The sequence below is a fragment of the Brevundimonas sp. Leaf280 genome, from assembly GCF_001422455.1.
Lineage (GTDB): Bacteria > Pseudomonadota > Alphaproteobacteria > Caulobacterales > Caulobacteraceae > Brevundimonas.
In genome coordinates, this window is record NZ_LMNC01000001.1 from 427,474 (window position 1) to 442,875 (window position 15,402).

The following is a 15,402-nucleotide window of genomic DNA, read 5'->3' on the forward strand; positions in this document are numbered from 1 at the left end:
TTTACAGGCGATTGTGTAGTGGTGAAGAGCCCCTCCACCGCTTCGCGGTCCCCCTCCCCGCGCAGCGGGGAGGAGACTTCTTCGTTTTCGTTCTAGCGACGCACGCCCAGTTCGCGCAGCAGGCGCGGCTGGTTGTAGACGTTGCGCAGGGCCTCAGTGATGGCGGCGGTCGAGACCGTCACCGTGCGGTTCAGCTCGGGGTCGTAACCGAAGCTGCCGCCCAGCGAGTGGATGTTGCCGTCGAAGGCGGCGCCGATGACTTCGCCCTTGGCGTTGATCACGGGCGAGCCCGAGTTGCCGCCGATGATGTCGTTGGTCGAGACGAAGTCATAGACGGTCGACTTGTTGACCTTGCCCTCGGCCGCCAGCCAGTCCTCGGCCGCGTTGAAGGGCTCGGCGCCGGTGTTGCGCTCATACAGGCCGCCGATCTGGGTGAAGGGTTCGACCGTCACGCCGCGATAGGTCCAGCCCTTCACCTGGCCGTAGGACAGGCGCAGGCTGAAGGTCGCATCGGGATAAAGATTGGTGCCGTAGACCGCGAACCGGGCCTGGGCGATCTTTTCGCCGGCGCGGCTGGTCGGGCCGGACACGGCCGATTCCCACTGGGTGCGGACGGCCTGGGCAGCATCGTCATTGGCCAGCACGAAGGCGATCAAAGGATCGCCCGAGGCGGCCAACTGCTCCGGCGTCATGGCCAGGGCCTGGGCGCGGAAGGCGGGATCGGCCAGTCGCGTGCCGTCGACCAGACGCTCCGCGATCTGCTCGGGGCTTTCCTTGCCCAGCAGCGCCTTCACGTTCGCATTGTCGACCGTCAGATACTCGCGGGTCTTGGACAGCCAGAAGTCGAGATAGATCTTCTCCAGGTCGTTTGAGATCGGCGTTTCGGTCGCCAGGCGACGGCCCAGCGAAGTGATGTCGGCGTCCGAATAGCCGGCGCGGCGTTCAGCGACGGGCTTGGCGCGTTCCTTGGAGGCGCGGACGATGGCCTTGGCGTAGCTGTAGAGCGACGAGCGCTGACCGGCCGCCGATTCCAGCTGGCGATAGGGCAGATAGAGGTCGCGCTGGGCGCTCGAGGCGCGTTCCAGATCGGCCCACGGATCGCCGATGCGTTGGGCCAGGGCCGGGTCGGCGGCGACGCGCTGGCGCAACTCCTGCTCCTCGCGACGTTTGGTGGCCATGAAGGCCGGGTCGGTCAGGGCGCCCTGCTGGCCGTAGTTGACCTTGAAGCCGTTCTCCAGGCCGAAGATCGGATCGACCGAGACGCGCTTGGCCTCTTCGCCGGTGGTCGAATATTCCAGCAGGCGACCGCGCAGTTCCGAGGTCTGGATCAGGCTGATGGGCAGTTGCTGGTCACGCAGGGTTTCCAGCTGGGCCACGGTCAGCAGGCGCTGGGTCGAGCCGGGGTTGCCGGCGACGAAGGTGACGTCGCCTTCCTTGGGCGCATTGGCGTTCCAGGTCAGGTGGTTGGGCGTGGCGACCGGCTTGCCGTCCTCGTAGATGCGCAGGAAGCCGGCATCCAGGGCGTAGCGCGGGAAATTGAAGTTGTCCGGGTCGCCGCCGAAGAAGGCCGCCTGGAACTCGGGCGCGAAGACCAGGCGCACGTCATCGTATTTGCGGAACTTGTAGAGCTTGTACTGGCCGCCGCGGTAGAAGCTGATGACCTGGCAGGTCAGCTTTTGGTCGTCGCCGCAGGTCTCCTTCTGGATCTTGTCGATCTCGGCGGCGCGGGCCTGGACGAAGGCGGCGCCTTCAAGGCCGGCGCCGGCGCCGGTCACGCGGTCGGTGACGTCGACGATGTCGGTCAGGATTTCGGCCGTCTGGCCGGGGCACTTCTTCTCTTCCTCGCGGGTGGCGGGCATCCAGCCGTTCTTGACGTAGTCGTTCTGGGCCGTGGACAGGTCTTGAACGCACGACACGACGCAGTGGTGGTTGGTCAGCACCAGGCCTTCGTTCGACACCAGCGAGGCCGAGCAGCCTTGCAGGCGGACGGCGGCGTTGCGCACGCGGTCCAGCCAGGCCTGATCGATGTTGGTGCCATACTTCTCGTTCACCGTGGCGATGGGGAAGTTGTCGAAGGTCCACATGCCCTCGTCGGCGCGCGCGGAGGTCGCGGGCGCGGACAGGACGGCGGTGGCGGCGCCGAGCGCGGCCAGCGAGGCGGTGAGACGAAGCGAGGGCAAGGACATGAAGGCGTGTTTCCCGGAGCGTGGGACGGCCTGTCCCATCTGTTATGTTGTAACTAGCGCCGACGAAGGGTGGGCGCCAAGAGGCTGCATCGCCCTTAATCCCCGGATTTCAAACCCGCAATGTCCGTGTGGCGGAACCCTTACCCCGATTTAACTTGGCGGTGAGGGGGCGCACGGTCAGATAGGTGCAAGTACCGGGGGTTTATCGACGACCATGTCGCTTGCGCTATCTACGCTGCTGTTCGAGTGGCGCCGCTATATGGCGGCGGTCATGGCCCTGGCCCTGTCGGGGCTTCTGGTTCTGGCCATGACCGGCGTTTTCATCGGCATCGGCAAGGGATTCACCGCGACGATTGAGCGGTCGAACGCCGACATCTTCATCATGCAGCCCGGCGCCAAGAGCCTGATGGGCGGACCGTCGGGCGTGCCGCGACGGTTCATTCCCCTGGCCTACAACCACCCCGAGGTGGTCGAGGTCATGCCGCTGGACGGCGCCGGCGGCACCTTCCAGAACATCAAGAACGTCGATCCGACCAAGAGCCAGGCGGACAATGCGTCGCAGGGCGCGCCGCGTCAGAAGTTCGTCCAGGCCAGCATCATCGACACTCGTCCTGGCTCGGTGACCATCCCGACCGACTATTCGCAGGAACTGGTCGATGCGTTGCGCCAACCCTACACCGTGGCGGTCGATGAGACGGCCCTGACGACCCTGGGCGTCAAGCTGGGCGACAAGGCGCTGTACAACGGCCAGACCGTCACCGTCGTCGGCGTGACGCGCGGCTATCCCAACATGATGCAGCCGGGCGTGGTCATGTCGCGCGACACCCTGCGGATGCTGGGTCAGGCCGACACCGGCGCGCGCGTGGGTCCGCTGATGGTCAAGCTGCGTGATCCGGCCCGTGCGCCCGTCGTGGTGGCCCAGCTGAACGCCATGGGCAACGGTCAGTGGAAGGCCTGGACCAAGCAGCAGCTGGCCGACGCCAACGCCGGCGCCATGTTCGAGGAAGGCATTCTGGTCATCATCATCGGCGGCTGCGTCGTCCTGGGGATCATCATCGGGGTCGCCATCACCTGGCAGACCCTGCGCGGCGCCATCATGGCCAATATCAAGGAGTTCGCCTCTCTGCGCGCCCTGGGCGTCAGCATGGGGTCCTTGCGTCGGATCGTGGTCGAGCTCAGCTTCTGGGTCGGCGTCGTCGGCGTCATCGCGGCCATCGTCCTGACCTGGCTCGTCTCGCTGCTGGCGATGATGGGGGCGGTGATCATCGCCCTGCCGCTGTCGCTGCTGATCGTCGTCGGCATCGGCCTGATCGCCATCGCCATGGTGTCCGGCCTGCTGTCGCTGGGCATCCTCAAGAACAGCCAACCGGCGGACCTGCTGCGATGAACATCCATACAAAGGTTCACGGCAAGCACGGCGATTTCGCCATCGAGGCCAAGGCGCTGGTCAAGCGGTTCAAGTCCGGCAAGGCCTGGGTCGAGGTGCTGAAGGGCGTCGATTTCGATGCGCGGCATGGCGACCTGACCATGGTCATGGGGCCCTCCGGCTCGGGCAAGTCCACCCTGATCGCAGCCCTGTCGGGCCTGCTGAAGCCCGAAGAGGGCCGGGTGGACGTGCTGGACGTCGATGATCTGTGGAAGCTGTCCTCGGGCCGGATCGACAAATTCCGCCTGGATAATTGCGGCTTCATCTTCCAGGGCTTCAACCTGTTTCCCGCGCTGACGGCGCTTCAGCAGGTCGAGACGGTGCTGAAGTTTCAGGGGCTGACCGCGGGCCAGGCCAAGAAGCGCGCCACGATCGCGCTCGAAGAGGTCGGCCTGGGCCACCGTCTGCACCAGCGGCCGGCGGCTTTGTCGGGCGGTGAAAAGCAGCGCGTCGCCATCGCCCGCGCCCTGGCCAAGGATCCCAAGATCCTGTTCGCGGACGAACCGACCTCGGCCCTGGACGGCGAGAACGGCCAAGTGGTCATCAAGCTCCTGCGCCGCGCCGCCACCGAACACGGCGCCGCCGTGATCTGCGTGACCCACGATCCGCGCCTGGAGGCCTGGGCCGACCGGGTCATCCACATCGAGGACGGCAAAATCCTGGACGATCAGCGACGCATCCCCGATCCGAACGCCATCCTGGCGTCCCACTAACCGACACGACGATTTCCCTTAGGACGACACGCCAATGCCCGGCTTTCTGAAGAAAAAACGCACCTGGATCGGCCTGCTGCTGGTGATCGTGCTGGCGGTCGGCTTCATGCTGTTCCAGTCGGCCGCCAAGACCAAGAAGGCCGAGCAGGAGAAGGCGGCGGCGACGAAAGTCGACAGCCCCTATGCAGCCATCGCCAACGGCAAGGTCGACGTCGAGGGCGGCATCATCCAGATCGCGGCCCGTCGCGGCGGCATCGTCCGTGACGTCCTGGTTCAGGAAGGCGATCGCGTCGTCGCCGGTCAGATCCTGGCCCGTCAGGAAGACGACGAGGCGCGTCTGGCGGTGCAGGCTGCCGCCGCCGCCGTCAGCCAGGCCGAAAGCCAACTGGCCCAGATCCGCGTGGACATCCGCACCGCCCAGCGCGAGCAGGAACGTCTGCAAAGACTGGTCGCCACCAACTTCGTCGCCGCCCAGCGCATGGACCAGGCCCAGGACGCCATCGCCACCGCACAGGCCCGCCTGGGGTCGCAGGTCGCCGCCGTCCAGACCGCGCGCGCTCAGCTGGATCAGGCCCGCTACAATCAGGAACTGACGGTCATCCGCGCCCCCACCAACGGCCGGATCGTGCGCCGCTACGCCAACCCTGGCGCCGGCGCCTCGACCCTGAACGTGTCCAACATGTTCGATCTGGAACCCGATGCGCCGCGCATCGTCCGCGCCGAGGTGGTCGAGAGCGACCTGCCGAACCTCACCGACGGCCAGGCCGTCGAGATCAGCCCCGAGGGCGACGCCAGCAAGGTCTATATCGGCGCCGTCATGCGTCGCGCCGCCGTGTTCGGCGCGCGCAAACTGGCCTCCGACGACCCCTCGCAGCGCAGCGACGAGCGGGTGGTGGAAGTGGTCGCCTCGGCCGGCGATGCGCCCCTGCTGATCGGACAGCGGGTGCTGGTCAAGTTCATGAAGCCCGGCGAAACCGCCGGGGCCAAACGCGCGGTCGCCGCCGGCGTCGGGCCCAGCGAGGCCATGAAGACGAAATAGAACGTCGGATCAGCGGCCGGCGAAATCGCCCGGCCGCTTTTCCAGCACCGCGGCGACGCCTTCCTGATGGTCCTCGGTCAGGTGGGCCAGCGCCTGCATCGCCGCCGACATCTCCAGCATCTGGTCGAAGGTCGTGTCGCGACCCTGACGCAGCAGGGTCTTGGCCATGCGCAGGGCCTGGGGCGGCTGGGCCGCGACGTGGGCGGCGACGGCCAGGGCTTCGTCCATCAGGTCGTCGTGTGCGACCACGCGGTTGACCAGCCCCCATTCGGCGGCCGTCGTGGCATCGATGGAGCGGGCGGTGAACAGCAGCTCGGCGGCGCGGGCATAGCCGATGTTGCGCGGCAGCAGCCAGGACCCGCCGTCGCCGGGGATGATGCCCAGCTTCAGGAAGGGCACACCGAAGCTGGCGCGCTCGGACGCGATGCGGATATCGCCCAGGCCGGCGATATCGCAGCCCAGCCCCATGGCCGGCCCGTTGACGGCGGCGATCAGCGGAACCTCGAGCCCATACAGCGACCGCACGATCCGATGGACGATCCGGCGATAACGTTCGCGGATGGCGGCGCCCGAGCCCTTGAACAGGTCGCGCCTGTCCCGCATCGCCGTCAGATCGCCGCCGGCCGAGAACGCCCGCCCGGCGCCGGTCAGGACCACGCAGCGGATCGACGGATCGGCGTTGACCCGCTCGCACGCCGCCGCGACCTCGTCGCCGTCGCCCAGATCGGGCAGGGCGTTCAGCCGCGCCTCGCGATCCAGCGTCCAGATCAGGATCGCGCCCCGCTTCTCTTCGGTGATCAGGCCCATGCTTCGTCTCCGTCTTCACGCCCGTCATCGACCGCGAACGCCGCGTCAGGCAAGCCCGGAATTGCAAAAGCCCCGGCGAGACCGGGGCTTCTTCAGGCAGAGGGCCGAGAGGGCCGTCAGCGTTTCTTGATCGTATAGGGTACGAAGTTGGACGGATGGCTGACCACCCGGCCCGAGTTCGACGGCATATGCCGACTGTTGACCAGCATCCCGCCCCAAAGGGCGAAGGACATCATGGCGTGTTGGAGGTTACGCTCCTTATCGTTCATCTTGGCGTCTCCTTTCGCAGAACGATGAAAAGAGACGCGTCGTACCAATGGGATTCCACCGTCAGTCGTTTCGCGTCATCAGCCGATATAAGACAGTTTCATGAATTTGCAACTTTATTCGTCAGGAGTCGGAGTGATTTTCGCCACTGTGTCACAATGAGTGCGACGACCCCGAGCCGGCCCGGACCGCCCAAGGCCATCGCCACGCCCTGCGTCATGGTGTGCGCAGTCGATGGCGAGAGCGGCCTGTGCCTCGGCTGTTTTCGCACGCTGAAGGAAATCGCCGGCTGGCGGGCGCTGAGCGACGCCGAGCGCGCGGCGGTCATGGCCGACCTGCCGTCGCGCCGTAGTCAGGTGGATCCGGCCAAGCTGGGCTAGCGCGGCTCGGGGCTTAAGCTTTCGTCAGCCACGTCGTTTCACCCCATCCAAACGCCGCGCCTCTAAGACAGAGGCATGGTTCGCATCGATACCCAGTCTGTCGTCGTCCTCGGCTTCGCTCTCATGGCGTCGTTCGGCACGGCTCTGACGATCCGCCATCTGGAAGGCGACGGCATGGCCCAGGCGGCGACGCCCGTCGTCGAGGCGGCGGTGGGCGCCTCCGGCACCCACGCCCAGGTGGTCAAGGGCGCGGACGGCCACTATTGGGCCGAGGCCAGTATCGACGGCAAGGCGGTGCGGGTGCTGGTGGACACCGGCGCCAGCGTGGTCGCCCTGACGCGCGCCGACGCGCTGAGGCTGGGCGTCGATCCCGAACCCGAAGCCTTCACCGGCAAGGTCCAGACCGCATCGGGCGTCGTACGCGCCGCGCCGGTTCAGCTGAAGACGATCTCGGTCGCGGGCGCGCGGGTGGACCGGGTCGAGGCCCTGGTCGTGGAGCAGGGGCTGGAATACTCCCTGCTGGGCATGAGCTATCTGGGCCGGCTTTCCGCCTTTTCCGCCACGCCGACCGGGCTGACGCTACGGCCCTAAAGGTCGCGCATCTGGCGACGGGCTTCGCTGAAATACTGCCAGCCGGTCCACAGGGTGATGATGGCGGCGAACCAGATCAGGAAGATGGCGAAGGATTCGAACGCCGGCTGCCAGGCCAGCGGCGATCCGTCGTCGTTCTGCAGGCCCAGGGCGCCCCACAGCAGGGTCAGCTGAAGCGCGGCGAGCGCCACCATCTGCACCGTGGTCTTCCACTTGGCGGCCAGGGTGACCGGCAGTTCGATGCGGCCGGCCATCGTCTCGCGCAGGGCGGAGACGGCGAATTCGCGGAACAGGATCAGGCCGCAGGGCAGGGCGATGCCGGGCAGGGATCCCGAGGCCAGGACGCCCAGAATGGCGCCGGTCACCAACACCTTGTCGGCGATGGGATCCAGAATGGCGCCCCATCGCGTGGTCGCGTTCCAGCGGCGGGCGAGGTAGCCGTCGACCCAGTCGGTCGAGGCGGCGATGACGAAGATCCAGAAGGCCCAGACGCTGAACCGCCCCTGGGTTTCCGGCGACAGCCAGGCCTCAAGCGCCCCGGGGGCGGCCCCGGCCATCATGGCGAACATCACCACCCCGGCCGCCAGACGCAGTCCGGTCAGGATGTTGGGAATGGGGTTGGCGCGGTGGGCGGAGGTCATCGTCATGTCCGTTGCAACGCGCCGGGTGTGGCACGGTTCGCCGCTCAATCCAACGGTTCGAACCGGGGCTTGTCGGTCAGGGCCGTAAGCGCGCCCTCGGCGATGCCGAAATGCAGGCCGCTGAGCTGAAGTTCGCCCTTGGCTTCGCGCTCGGCGATCCACGGGAAGGTGCGCAGGTTCCGGATCGACAGCCGCACGATGGCTTCTTCGGCTGCGCGCTCCAGCTGGTCGGGGGCGACGGTTTCGGCGACATGCTGGACGACGGGCGCGCCTTGGGCGATCCAGGGGGCGACGAAGTCGGCGACGATTTCTGGGGCGCCGTTGATCATGGCGTTGACCCCGCCGCAGTGGGCGTGGCCCATGACCACGATCCGCTTGACGCCCAGCACCTTGACCCCGAACTCCAACGCCGCCGACACGCCGTGCAGCTTGCCGTCCGGCTCATAGGGCGGGACCAGGTTGGCGACGTTGCGCACGACGAACAGTTCGCCCGGCTTGGCGTCGAAGATCAGGGCCGGATCGGCGCGGCTGTCGGAACAGGCCACGATCAGGGTGTGCGGCTTCTGGCCCTTGGTCGCCAGGGTTTCGTACTCGGCGCGGGCCGTCGGCCAGTGCTCGGCGCGGAAGCGGCGATAGCCGGCGGTCAGTTCGTCTTCGATGTCGCTCATGGTCGGTTTCTTAGCTCCGGCTCAGCTTTTACGGAAGAAGGCGTGGATGCGGTTGGCGAGGGGTTGGTTGATGCCGTCGACCTTGACCAGATCGGCCAGTGAGGCGCGGCTGACGCCCTTGGCCGAGCCGAAAGCGTGCAGCAGGGCCTTCTTGCGGCCGGGGCCGACGCCTTCGATCTCATCCAGCGGGTTCTTCTTGATGTCCATTGAGCGGCGCTTGGCGTGGGCGCCGTTGGCGAAGCGGTGGGCCTCGTCGCGCAGCCGTTGCAGGTAGTAGAGGGCCGGCGACTTCAGCGGCAGCATGAACGGCGCCTTGCCGGGCATGAAAAACTTCTCCATGCCGGCGTCGCGATCGGGCCCCTTGGCGACGCCGACGACGGTGATGTCGTCCAGCCCGCCGAGGTCGGCCATGACCGCCAGCACCTCGGCCAACTGCCCTGCGCCGCCGTCGATCAGCAGCAGGTCGGGGCGCACCACATCTTCGCCCTTGGCCTCGCCTTCCTCCTCGTCCTTGATCAGGCGTGAGAAGCGACGACGCATCACCTCGCGCATCATGCCGTAGTCGTCGCCGGGCGTCAGATCCTCGCCCCGGATGTTGAACTTGCGATACTGCGACTTCTGGAAGCCTTCGGGGCCGGCGACGACCATGCCGCCCACCGCATTGGTCCCTTGAATGTGGGCGTTGTCGTAGATTTCGATCCGTTCGGGCCGGCTCTCCAGTCCGAAGGCCTCGCACACCTCGTCCAGGATCTTGCCCTGCGCCGAGCTTTCGGCCAGGCGGCGGCCCAAGGCCTCGCGCGCATTGGTTAGGGCGTGGTCGACCAAGGCCAGTTTCTCGCCGCGCATCGGGCGGACGATCTCGACCTTGCGATCCGCCTTCATCGAAAAGGCCTCTTCCAGCAGTTCCAGTTCATGCGGGCGGACGTTGGACAGGATGAGGCGCGGGATCGGCTTGTCCTCATAGAACTGGCCCAGGAAGGCGGCCAGGATCTCAGGATCGGTGTCGCTCTTGTCCACGCGCGGGAAATAGGCGCGGCCGCCCCAGTTCTGGCCGGCGCGATAGAAGAAGACCTGGACGCAGGCCTGTCCGCCGTCGGAATGCAGGGCGAAGACGTCGCCTTCGGCCACGCTGTCGGCGCTGACAGAGTTCTCCATCGCAATGGCCGACAGGGCGCGGATGCGGTCGCGCACGCGGGCGGCCTGTTCGAAGTCCATCTCGTCCGACGCCGCCTGCATCTCCTTGGACAGGCGGCCGATGACGGCGCGCGACTTGCCCCGCAGGAACTGTTCGGCCTCGGTGACCAGTTCGCCGTAGTCCTCGAGGCTGATCAGGCCGGTGCACGGGGCCGAGCAGCGCTTGATCTGATGCAACATGCAGGGACGGGTGCGGGTCTCATAGACGCTGTCGGAACAGGACCGCAGCAGGAAGGCCTTCTGCAGGGTGTTCAGCGTGCGGTTGACCGCCCAGGTCGAGGCGAAGGGGCCGAAATAGTCGCCGGGCGTCGTGTGGGCGCCGCGATGCTTCCTGACCTGGGGTGCGCGGTGGTCGCGGCGGATCATCAGTTCGGCGAAGGACTTGTCGTCGCGCAGCACCACGTTGAAGCGGGGCTTCAGCTTCTTGATGAAGTTGGATTCCAGCAGCAGGGCTTCGGTCTCGGTGGCGGTGACCACCAACTCCATCGACCGGGTCTGCGACACCATCAGGCCGATGCGTTGGGTGTGGAAACGCCCTTGCGCATACTGGATGATGCGCTTCTTCAGCGACTTGGCCTTGCCGACGTACAGGCACGACCCGTCCTCGCCATACATGCGATAGACGCCCGGCTTGTCCGGCGCCCGGCGCGCCTCGTCGGCGATCAGGGCGGCGGCTTTCAGTTGGGAATCAGGCGTCTCCTCGGTCATCGCGCCCGATATAGGGTCAAGAGCGCCGGACCAGAAGGACGCCGGCCAGAACAAGCCCCACCCCGGCGACGCGACCGATGTTCAGCGGCTGGCGCGGCACGCCCAGCGCCCCGAAATGATCCAGCGCCAGGCTGAGCAGCAGCTGGCCCCCGACCATCAGGGTGATGGTCACGGCCACGCCCAGGCGCGGCACGCCCCAGGCGGCGGCGACCACGAAACAGGCGCCGTAGGCCCCGCCCAGCCAGGCGTACCACGGCAGGGCCCGCGTCGCGGCCATGTCCGGCCGGGTGTGCAGGATCGCCGCCAATATCCCCAGCACCGTCGTGCCGACCGCGAAGGAGATGAAGGCCGCGTTCACCGGCGAGGCGACGGCGGTGGCCAGCTTGGCGTTGGTTGGGGCCTGAAGCGCGGTGGCGCCGCCAGCCAGGATGACGACGAGGATGGCGAGCAGGGACGGGTTCATGGCCCCTGGCTAGCATGGCTTTCATGGCTTGCAGAGGGCGGCGTTCGGCGGTGGGCGCGGCGCAGGCGGCGGCGCTCGGCCCGGTTGAGGGGCGTGCCGGAACGGGTTTGCATCGTCCGAGGATAAAACAGGGTGCAATCGGTGCACTTCGCCCGATTCGGACCCGGCGTCTTCCGTCGAGAGGGCGGGGGCGGGCGCGTCGGTCCGGTCAGACGGTCGGGACGAAAATTCAGGGTGCAATGTGTGCACATCGCTGGTCTGCGACGCCATCGACGACAGGGTCTCGAAGATCCTGAGCCAGCGCTGGACCTCGGTCGCCTCGCCGTCCATCAGGGCCAGTTGCAGGCGACGACGCGCCGTGTCGGCCATGTCGGAAAAGGCGATATCCTCGACCGCCTCGAGCTCGAGCGCGGGATCGTACAGGTCGGGATCGTCCTGGTCCCCGCGCCGCCACTTGCCCTTGCGCGCGCGAATGCGGAAGGCCGACAGGCCCAGGTCGTAGCGGCGGCAGACGATCCGCGCCGGCTCGCCCGCCAGATAGTCGTCGCGGGCCATGTCCCAGATCTCCTGCGAGCGCACGCGATAGACGGGGGCGGCTTGGGTCATGGGCGGACGCTGGCACGCGCCTGCGTCAAATGCGGACGTCTCTCACCAGTCCGGATCGACCGGGGCGCCGTCGAAGATTTCGGCCAGACGTGCGCGACAGCCCCGGTTCACGTCGTCGGGCAGGGCGGAAGGGGAGAACCAGCCGACCGCGGCGATCTCGCCGTGGCTGGTGCGCTCACCCACATCGAAGGCGTCGATGCGGAAGACGGCGACGTGATCGCCGGGAAAGAACCGCTCGTTGGAATGGATCGAGATCAGGCGCGGCGCCCCGCGCGCGATCAGACCGGCCTCTTCACGCAGTTCGCGCACCACTGCACGTTGCGTCGTCTCGCCCCGGTCCACTCCGCCGCCCGGCAACCACCAGCCCTTGAGATAGGTGTGCCTGACCATCAGCACCCGCCCCTGGGCATCCACCGCCACCGCCCGCACGCCCAGCGTCTTGCCGCGCGTCAGGCGCGACCAGGCGAAGAAGAGGGGGCGGGTGAAGTGTTCGACGTGGATGCGCCAGGTCATGGGTTTGTTCGGGGAGGAGGGGCTGACGATCTGTGCGACCATACTCATCGGCCGGAAGGGAAGGGTAGTGGCAAGACGGCAGATTGGGCTAGGCGCGCTTTGCGCAATGAGCGTCTTTGGTCCTCCACCTGCAAGCAGACCTTTCGGTGACGTCAGATCTGACGTCTGAGGCACCAAATCGACCAGAGAGGGCTAGACCTCTTGCCTAAACTGCGGTTTCGCCAATCAGCAGTTGCCGTAGCGTGACAGCGCAGCATTCTGCCCGTAACATCGCCCTAACTTATGGGGGGAAATGGCCGACTACACCTACACAACAGTGCCAGGGAAGATTAAGCCGCTGCTGCAGAAGATTCAGACAGTCGGTGTACCGCCAGTCGTCACGCAAAAATGGCTCAAGTCTATCGGCTTCACCTCCAGCAATGACGGGTCGCTGATTGGCGTCCTGAAGCAGATAAACCTGATCGACCAAAGCGGTGTGCCGACCGATCGCTGGAACCAGTATCGCGGGCCGAAACACCGAGAAGTTTTAGGCACGGCTATCAAAGACGGGTACGCCGACCTCTACAGCATCTACCCCGACGCTCACCAGCGGACTCGGCAGGAACTTGAGAGCGTGTTCGTGACCAGCACGAAGGGCGGCAAAGAAGTCGTCGGAAAACTGGCCAGCACTTTCAGGCAACTCGCGGACGAAGCGGCGTTCGGGGATGCACCGCCCGTGACTCAAGCCGCCTCGGTCAGCGCGCCAGCGCTGCACGCACCGGTGACTAATGCCCCTGCGCCTACGCCGACGTCAGGCAACCCCTCGCTGCACATTGATGTCCAGATCCACATATCTGCTGACTCTGGTCCCGAACAGATCGACCAAATTTTTGCGAGCATGGCCAAGCACCTTTACGGAAAGGGCAAGCCTAGCTGATGGACACCATTCGCAACTTCGCCCTAACGGCGAAGGCGATCCAAGCCGATGCAGCAATCGCAGGACCTCCAGCGGAGGGAGTCAGGGCTAGCAATGATGGGGTGGTGTTGCTGTCCCTGGTCAAGGGCACCCGCGGTTACATTGAGAAGATCGCCAACCAAGCTAATGGAGCTTACGAGAACGGCTGGTATGACGCATGCGCTGTGATGCTGCGGCGGCTCTTAGAGACTTTGCTGATTGAGTCCTTCGAAGCCGCCGACAAGGCCGCCACAATACAGAACACCAACGGTGACTTCTTCTACCTGCGCGACATGATTGACGCCGCGCTCAAGGAGCCGTCGTGGAATCTTGGACGCAACTGCAAACAAGCGATGCCTCGATTGAAGGACGTCGGGGACAAGTCTGCGCACAGCAGGCGCTTCGTTGCCCAAAAGGGTGACCTTGAGAAGCTACTCGGGGACGTGCGAGTTGTCGTCCAAGAGTTAGTTTATTTGGCGAAACTGAAGTGATGGCTGGCGAAGAATGAACTGGGCTGGATTTATTACTGCTATACCCAGCGGAATAACTGTTCTCGGAGCTGTTGTTACCGCCGTGGCAACGGTCATGCTCTGGCTCGTCACGCGTACCTTAGCAATCGAGACCAAGCGGATGGCTGAGGCGAGCGCCCAGCCACAGGTCGTGGTTAGCATTGAGCCTAACCAGTGGGCTATAAATTATGCTGACATAGTCGTGGCAAACACAGGCAATGCGACGGCTTTCGATGTGCTTGTGAAGTTCGATCCCGAAATACCGCGGGAGCGGGACACCCCAGAACGACCGACCCCTCTGCAGACCGTCAGCTTACTTCGCCCGGGCCAAAAGCTGGTTAACTTCTTGTCCAGCTTCGAACCAATCATCGATATCAGCTACACGGTGACGGTGAGTTGGAAGCGGCAACCGACAGACCCAAAAAGGGAAACGCTCACCTACCCGTTGAATTTGAAAGAAATGGACGGGCGAGGAAGCCTGGGCGCCGCGGACCCGATGACCCAGATAGCCACCGAAGTGAAAAATATTCGTGAGGACTGGCGCGGCGTGGCTGGCGGTAACAAGAAAATCCAGGCCGACGTCTTCACCGCAATGGATCGATTGCATCATCAACGGCAGACGCGGCGATGGATGAGGCAGATGCGCCGCGAGCAAGCAGCGCAGCAGTCAGTTCCGAACCCGCCAACCGACCCCCAAACTGGTGCGGAATAGCAAAACGCTCCTACGACTTTGCTCGCAGCTGTTTCGCCTCTGCCATGCACGCCAGCTCTTGGCTCCAAGAGCAGACACTCCCAACCGCTGCTATGAGTCACTTCCGCCCTTATATATCCCACCAGCACAATTCCCTGACCCGTCCCCGCTTGAACCCCGTCCCGGTCCGCTCTAATCGAAGACGGACAACAGGAGCATTCCATGCTGGCTCTCGGCATCATCTTCGGCTTCATCGCCGTTCTGGCGGCGTTCAACGTGTTCGAGTTCGGTCGGGTTGACTGAGACGAGCACGCCCGCGTCCCATCCGGGGCGCGGCGTCGCCCTGATCACGGGCGGGGCGCGGCGGATCGGGCGGGCCATCTGTCTGAAGCTGGCCCAGGCCGGGTTCGACGTGGCGATCCATCATCATGCGTCGGGCGACGACGCCCGGACCCTGGCCGACGAGATCGCGGGCCTGGGACGGCGCGCGTGCCTGTTGCAGGCGGATCTGACGGACGAGGCCAGGGTGCGGGCGCTGATCCCTGCGGCGGTCGAGGCCCTGGGGCCGGTCAGCGTGCTGGTCAACAACGCCTCGGTGTTCGAGGACGACCGGATCGGCGAGCTGACGCGCGACAGCTGGGACCTGCATCTCGACACCAATCTGAGGGCGCCGATCGTGCTGGCCGAGGCGTTCGCGGCGCAAGCCGTGGAGGGGGCCATCGTCAATCTGCTGGACCAGAAGGTGCTGAAGCCGGATCCGCGCTTCTTCTCCTACAGCCTGTCGCGCAATGGCCTGTGGTGGGCGACCCAGACCCTGGCCCAGGCGTTGGCGCCGGGCATCCGGGTCAACGGGGTGGGGCCGGGGCCGACCCTGCCGTCCATCCACCAGACGCCCGAAGAGTTCGCCGCCGAAGCGCGCGCCACCCTGCTGGAAACGCCCGGCAGCCCCGAGGCGGTGGCCGAGGCGGTGCTGTGGCTGATTGACGCCCGGATGGTCACGGGCCAGATGATCGCCGTCGACGGGGGCCAGCATCTGGCCTGGCGCACCCCCGACATCCAGGAGTAG

At 65.8% G+C, this 15,402-nt stretch carries 18 protein-coding genes; 9 read left to right on the top strand and 9 right to left on the bottom strand.

Translation table 11 applies throughout. The features are described from left to right. Positions 1-92: 92 nt before the first annotated feature. Positions 93-2,186 (bottom strand): S46 family peptidase, encoded by a 2,094-nt coding sequence (locus ASF31_RS02065; RefSeq protein WP_055753086.1) that lies wholly within the window; start codon positions 2,184-2,186, stop codon positions 93-95. Between the two features lie 214 nt (positions 2,187-2,400). Between ASF31_RS02065 and ASF31_RS02070 the strand changes: the two genes are divergently transcribed. The 3 genes from ASF31_RS02070 to ASF31_RS02080 are packed head-to-tail and all read left to right on the top strand — an operon-like array spanning position 2,401 to position 5,364. Next, the gene (locus ASF31_RS02070) at positions 2,401-3,573 is read left to right on the top strand and encodes an ABC transporter permease (RefSeq protein WP_055753087.1); all 1,173 of its coding nucleotides are present in this window, start codon (positions 2,401-2,403) and stop codon (positions 3,571-3,573) included. Next, positions 3,570-4,325 carry an ABC transporter ATP-binding protein gene (locus ASF31_RS02075; protein WP_055753088.1) on the top strand — a complete coding sequence of 252 codons (756 nt, stop codon included), beginning with the start codon at positions 3,570-3,572 and terminating at the stop codon, positions 4,323-4,325. Before ASF31_RS02070 ends, ASF31_RS02075 begins: the two co-directional genes overlap by 4 nt. A 34-nt stretch (positions 4,326-4,359) precedes the next feature. Beyond that, positions 4,360-5,364: an HlyD family secretion protein gene (locus tag ASF31_RS02080; protein WP_039248126.1), complete on the top strand. Its 1,005-nt coding sequence runs from the start codon at positions 4,360-4,362 to the stop codon at positions 5,362-5,364. Positions 5,365-5,373: 9 nt separating this feature from the next. Here ASF31_RS02080 and ASF31_RS02085 read toward each other — a convergent pair whose 3' ends face one another. Continuing rightward, positions 5,374-6,171, bottom strand: coding sequence for a crotonase/enoyl-CoA hydratase family protein (locus ASF31_RS02085; protein WP_055753089.1), 798 nt, complete (start codon positions 6,169-6,171; stop codon positions 5,374-5,376). A gap of 116 nt (positions 6,172-6,287) precedes the next feature. Continuing rightward, a complete protein-coding gene (locus ASF31_RS14590; RefSeq protein WP_017505113.1) occupies positions 6,288-6,440 on the bottom strand; it encodes a hypothetical protein in 153 nt (50 codons plus the stop codon). A gap of 156 nt (positions 6,441-6,596) precedes the next feature. On the opposite strand from ASF31_RS14590, the gene ASF31_RS02090 reads away from it, so the two are divergent. Both ASF31_RS02090 and ASF31_RS02095 read left to right on the top strand, forming a co-directional pair. Then, positions 6,597-6,818 carry a DUF1289 domain-containing protein gene (locus ASF31_RS02090; protein ID WP_055753090.1) on the top strand — a complete coding sequence of 74 codons (222 nt, stop codon included), beginning with the start codon at positions 6,597-6,599 and terminating at the stop codon, positions 6,816-6,818. Between the two features lie 75 nt (positions 6,819-6,893). Further along, entirely contained in the window at positions 6,894-7,409 is a 516-nt protein-coding gene (locus ASF31_RS02095; RefSeq protein WP_055753091.1) for a TIGR02281 family clan AA aspartic protease, read from the top strand. Here the strand turns inward: ASF31_RS02095 and pgsA are convergent. The 6 genes from pgsA to ASF31_RS02125 are packed head-to-tail and all read right to left on the bottom strand — an operon-like array spanning position 7,406 to position 12,202. Beyond that, positions 7,406-8,050, bottom strand: coding sequence for a CDP-diacylglycerol--glycerol-3-phosphate 3-phosphatidyltransferase (gene pgsA, locus ASF31_RS02100; protein WP_026108402.1), 645 nt, complete (start codon positions 8,048-8,050; stop codon positions 7,406-7,408). The genes ASF31_RS02095 and pgsA overlap by 4 nt on opposite strands. Before the next feature lie 44 nt (positions 8,051-8,094). Next, positions 8,095-8,718, bottom strand: a complete 624-nt coding sequence (locus ASF31_RS02105; protein ID WP_055753092.1) for a carbonic anhydrase — start codon at positions 8,716-8,718, stop codon at positions 8,095-8,097. Between the two features lie 21 nt (positions 8,719-8,739). Next, positions 8,740-10,620, bottom strand: a complete 1,881-nt coding sequence (uvrC, locus tag ASF31_RS02110; RefSeq protein ID WP_055753093.1) for an excinuclease ABC subunit UvrC — start codon at positions 10,618-10,620, stop codon at positions 8,740-8,742. A 16-nt stretch (positions 10,621-10,636) separates the two neighbouring features. Beyond that, the gene (locus ASF31_RS02115; RefSeq protein WP_055753094.1) at positions 10,637-11,083 is read right to left on the bottom strand and encodes a DMT family transporter; all 447 of its coding nucleotides are present in this window, start codon (positions 11,081-11,083) and stop codon (positions 10,637-10,639) included. A 21-nt stretch (positions 11,084-11,104) separates the two neighbouring features. Next, the gene (locus ASF31_RS02120; protein WP_055753095.1) at positions 11,105-11,689 is read right to left on the bottom strand and encodes a hypothetical protein; all 585 of its coding nucleotides are present in this window, start codon (positions 11,687-11,689) and stop codon (positions 11,105-11,107) included. A gap of 42 nt (positions 11,690-11,731) precedes the next feature. Next, the gene (locus ASF31_RS02125) at positions 11,732-12,202 is read right to left on the bottom strand and encodes an NUDIX domain-containing protein (protein ID WP_055753096.1); all 471 of its coding nucleotides are present in this window, start codon (positions 12,200-12,202) and stop codon (positions 11,732-11,734) included. A 292-nt stretch (positions 12,203-12,494) separates the two neighbouring features. On the opposite strand from ASF31_RS02125, the gene ASF31_RS02130 reads away from it, so the two are divergent. The 4 genes from ASF31_RS02130 to ASF31_RS02145 all read left to right on the top strand — a co-directional run bounded on the left by ASF31_RS02130 (position 12,495) and on the right by ASF31_RS02145 (position 15,402). Next, complete coding sequence (locus ASF31_RS02130) at positions 12,495-13,118, top strand: DUF5343 domain-containing protein (protein ID WP_055753097.1); 624 nt, start codon at positions 12,495-12,497, stop codon at positions 13,116-13,118. Further along, on the top strand, positions 13,118-13,627 hold the full coding sequence (locus tag ASF31_RS02135; RefSeq protein WP_200918528.1) for a DUF4145 domain-containing protein: 510 nt from the start codon (positions 13,118-13,120) through the stop codon (positions 13,625-13,627). The genes ASF31_RS02130 and ASF31_RS02135 overlap by 1 nt, the downstream gene beginning before the upstream one ends. A 13-nt stretch (positions 13,628-13,640) precedes the next feature. Further along, positions 13,641-14,357 carry a hypothetical protein gene (locus ASF31_RS02140; protein ID WP_156355823.1) on the top strand — a complete coding sequence of 239 codons (717 nt, stop codon included), beginning with the start codon at positions 13,641-13,643 and terminating at the stop codon, positions 14,355-14,357. A gap of 274 nt (positions 14,358-14,631) precedes the next feature. Next, on the top strand, positions 14,632-15,402 hold the full coding sequence (locus ASF31_RS02145; protein ID WP_055753099.1) for an SDR family oxidoreductase: 771 nt from the start codon (positions 14,632-14,634) through the stop codon (positions 15,400-15,402).

What these genes read in the sequence shown, in the direction of transcription:
- ASF31_RS02065 (WP_055753086.1), bottom strand. Translation starts at nt 2,186, where the DNA reads ATGTCCTTGCCCTCGCTTCGTCTCACCGCCTCGCTGGCCGCGCTCGGC.
- ASF31_RS02070 (WP_055753087.1), top strand. Translation starts at nt 2,401, where the DNA reads ATGTCGCTTGCGCTATCTACGCTGCTGTTCGAGTGGCGCCGCTATATG.
- ASF31_RS02075 (WP_055753088.1), top strand. Translation starts at nt 3,570, where the DNA reads ATGAACATCCATACAAAGGTTCACGGCAAGCACGGCGATTTCGCCATC.
- ASF31_RS02080 (WP_039248126.1), top strand. Translation starts at nt 4,360, where the DNA reads ATGCCCGGCTTTCTGAAGAAAAAACGCACCTGGATCGGCCTGCTGCTG.
- ASF31_RS02085 (WP_055753089.1), bottom strand. Translation starts at nt 6,171, where the DNA reads ATGGGCCTGATCACCGAAGAGAAGCGGGGCGCGATCCTGATCTGGACG.
- ASF31_RS14590 (WP_017505113.1), bottom strand. Translation starts at nt 6,440, where the DNA reads ATGAACGATAAGGAGCGTAACCTCCAACACGCCATGATGTCCTTCGCC.
- ASF31_RS02090 (WP_055753090.1), top strand. Translation starts at nt 6,597, where the DNA reads ATGAGTGCGACGACCCCGAGCCGGCCCGGACCGCCCAAGGCCATCGCC.
- ASF31_RS02095 (WP_055753091.1), top strand. Translation starts at nt 6,894, where the DNA reads ATGGTTCGCATCGATACCCAGTCTGTCGTCGTCCTCGGCTTCGCTCTC.
- pgsA (WP_026108402.1), bottom strand. Translation starts at nt 8,050, where the DNA reads ATGACCTCCGCCCACCGCGCCAACCCCATTCCCAACATCCTGACCGGA.
- ASF31_RS02105 (WP_055753092.1), bottom strand. Translation starts at nt 8,718, where the DNA reads ATGAGCGACATCGAAGACGAACTGACCGCCGGCTATCGCCGCTTCCGC.
- uvrC (WP_055753093.1), bottom strand. Translation starts at nt 10,620, where the DNA reads ATGACCGAGGAGACGCCTGATTCCCAACTGAAAGCCGCCGCCCTGATC.
- ASF31_RS02115 (WP_055753094.1), bottom strand. Translation starts at nt 11,083, where the DNA reads ATGAACCCGTCCCTGCTCGCCATCCTCGTCGTCATCCTGGCTGGCGGC.
- ASF31_RS02120 (WP_055753095.1), bottom strand. Translation starts at nt 11,689, where the DNA reads ATGACCCAAGCCGCCCCCGTCTATCGCGTGCGCTCGCAGGAGATCTGG.
- ASF31_RS02125 (WP_055753096.1), bottom strand. Translation starts at nt 12,202, where the DNA reads ATGACCTGGCGCATCCACGTCGAACACTTCACCCGCCCCCTCTTCTTC.
- ASF31_RS02130 (WP_055753097.1), top strand. Translation starts at nt 12,495, where the DNA reads ATGGCCGACTACACCTACACAACAGTGCCAGGGAAGATTAAGCCGCTG.
- ASF31_RS02135 (WP_200918528.1), top strand. Translation starts at nt 13,118, where the DNA reads ATGGACACCATTCGCAACTTCGCCCTAACGGCGAAGGCGATCCAAGCC.
- ASF31_RS02140 (WP_156355823.1), top strand. Translation starts at nt 13,641, where the DNA reads ATGAACTGGGCTGGATTTATTACTGCTATACCCAGCGGAATAACTGTT.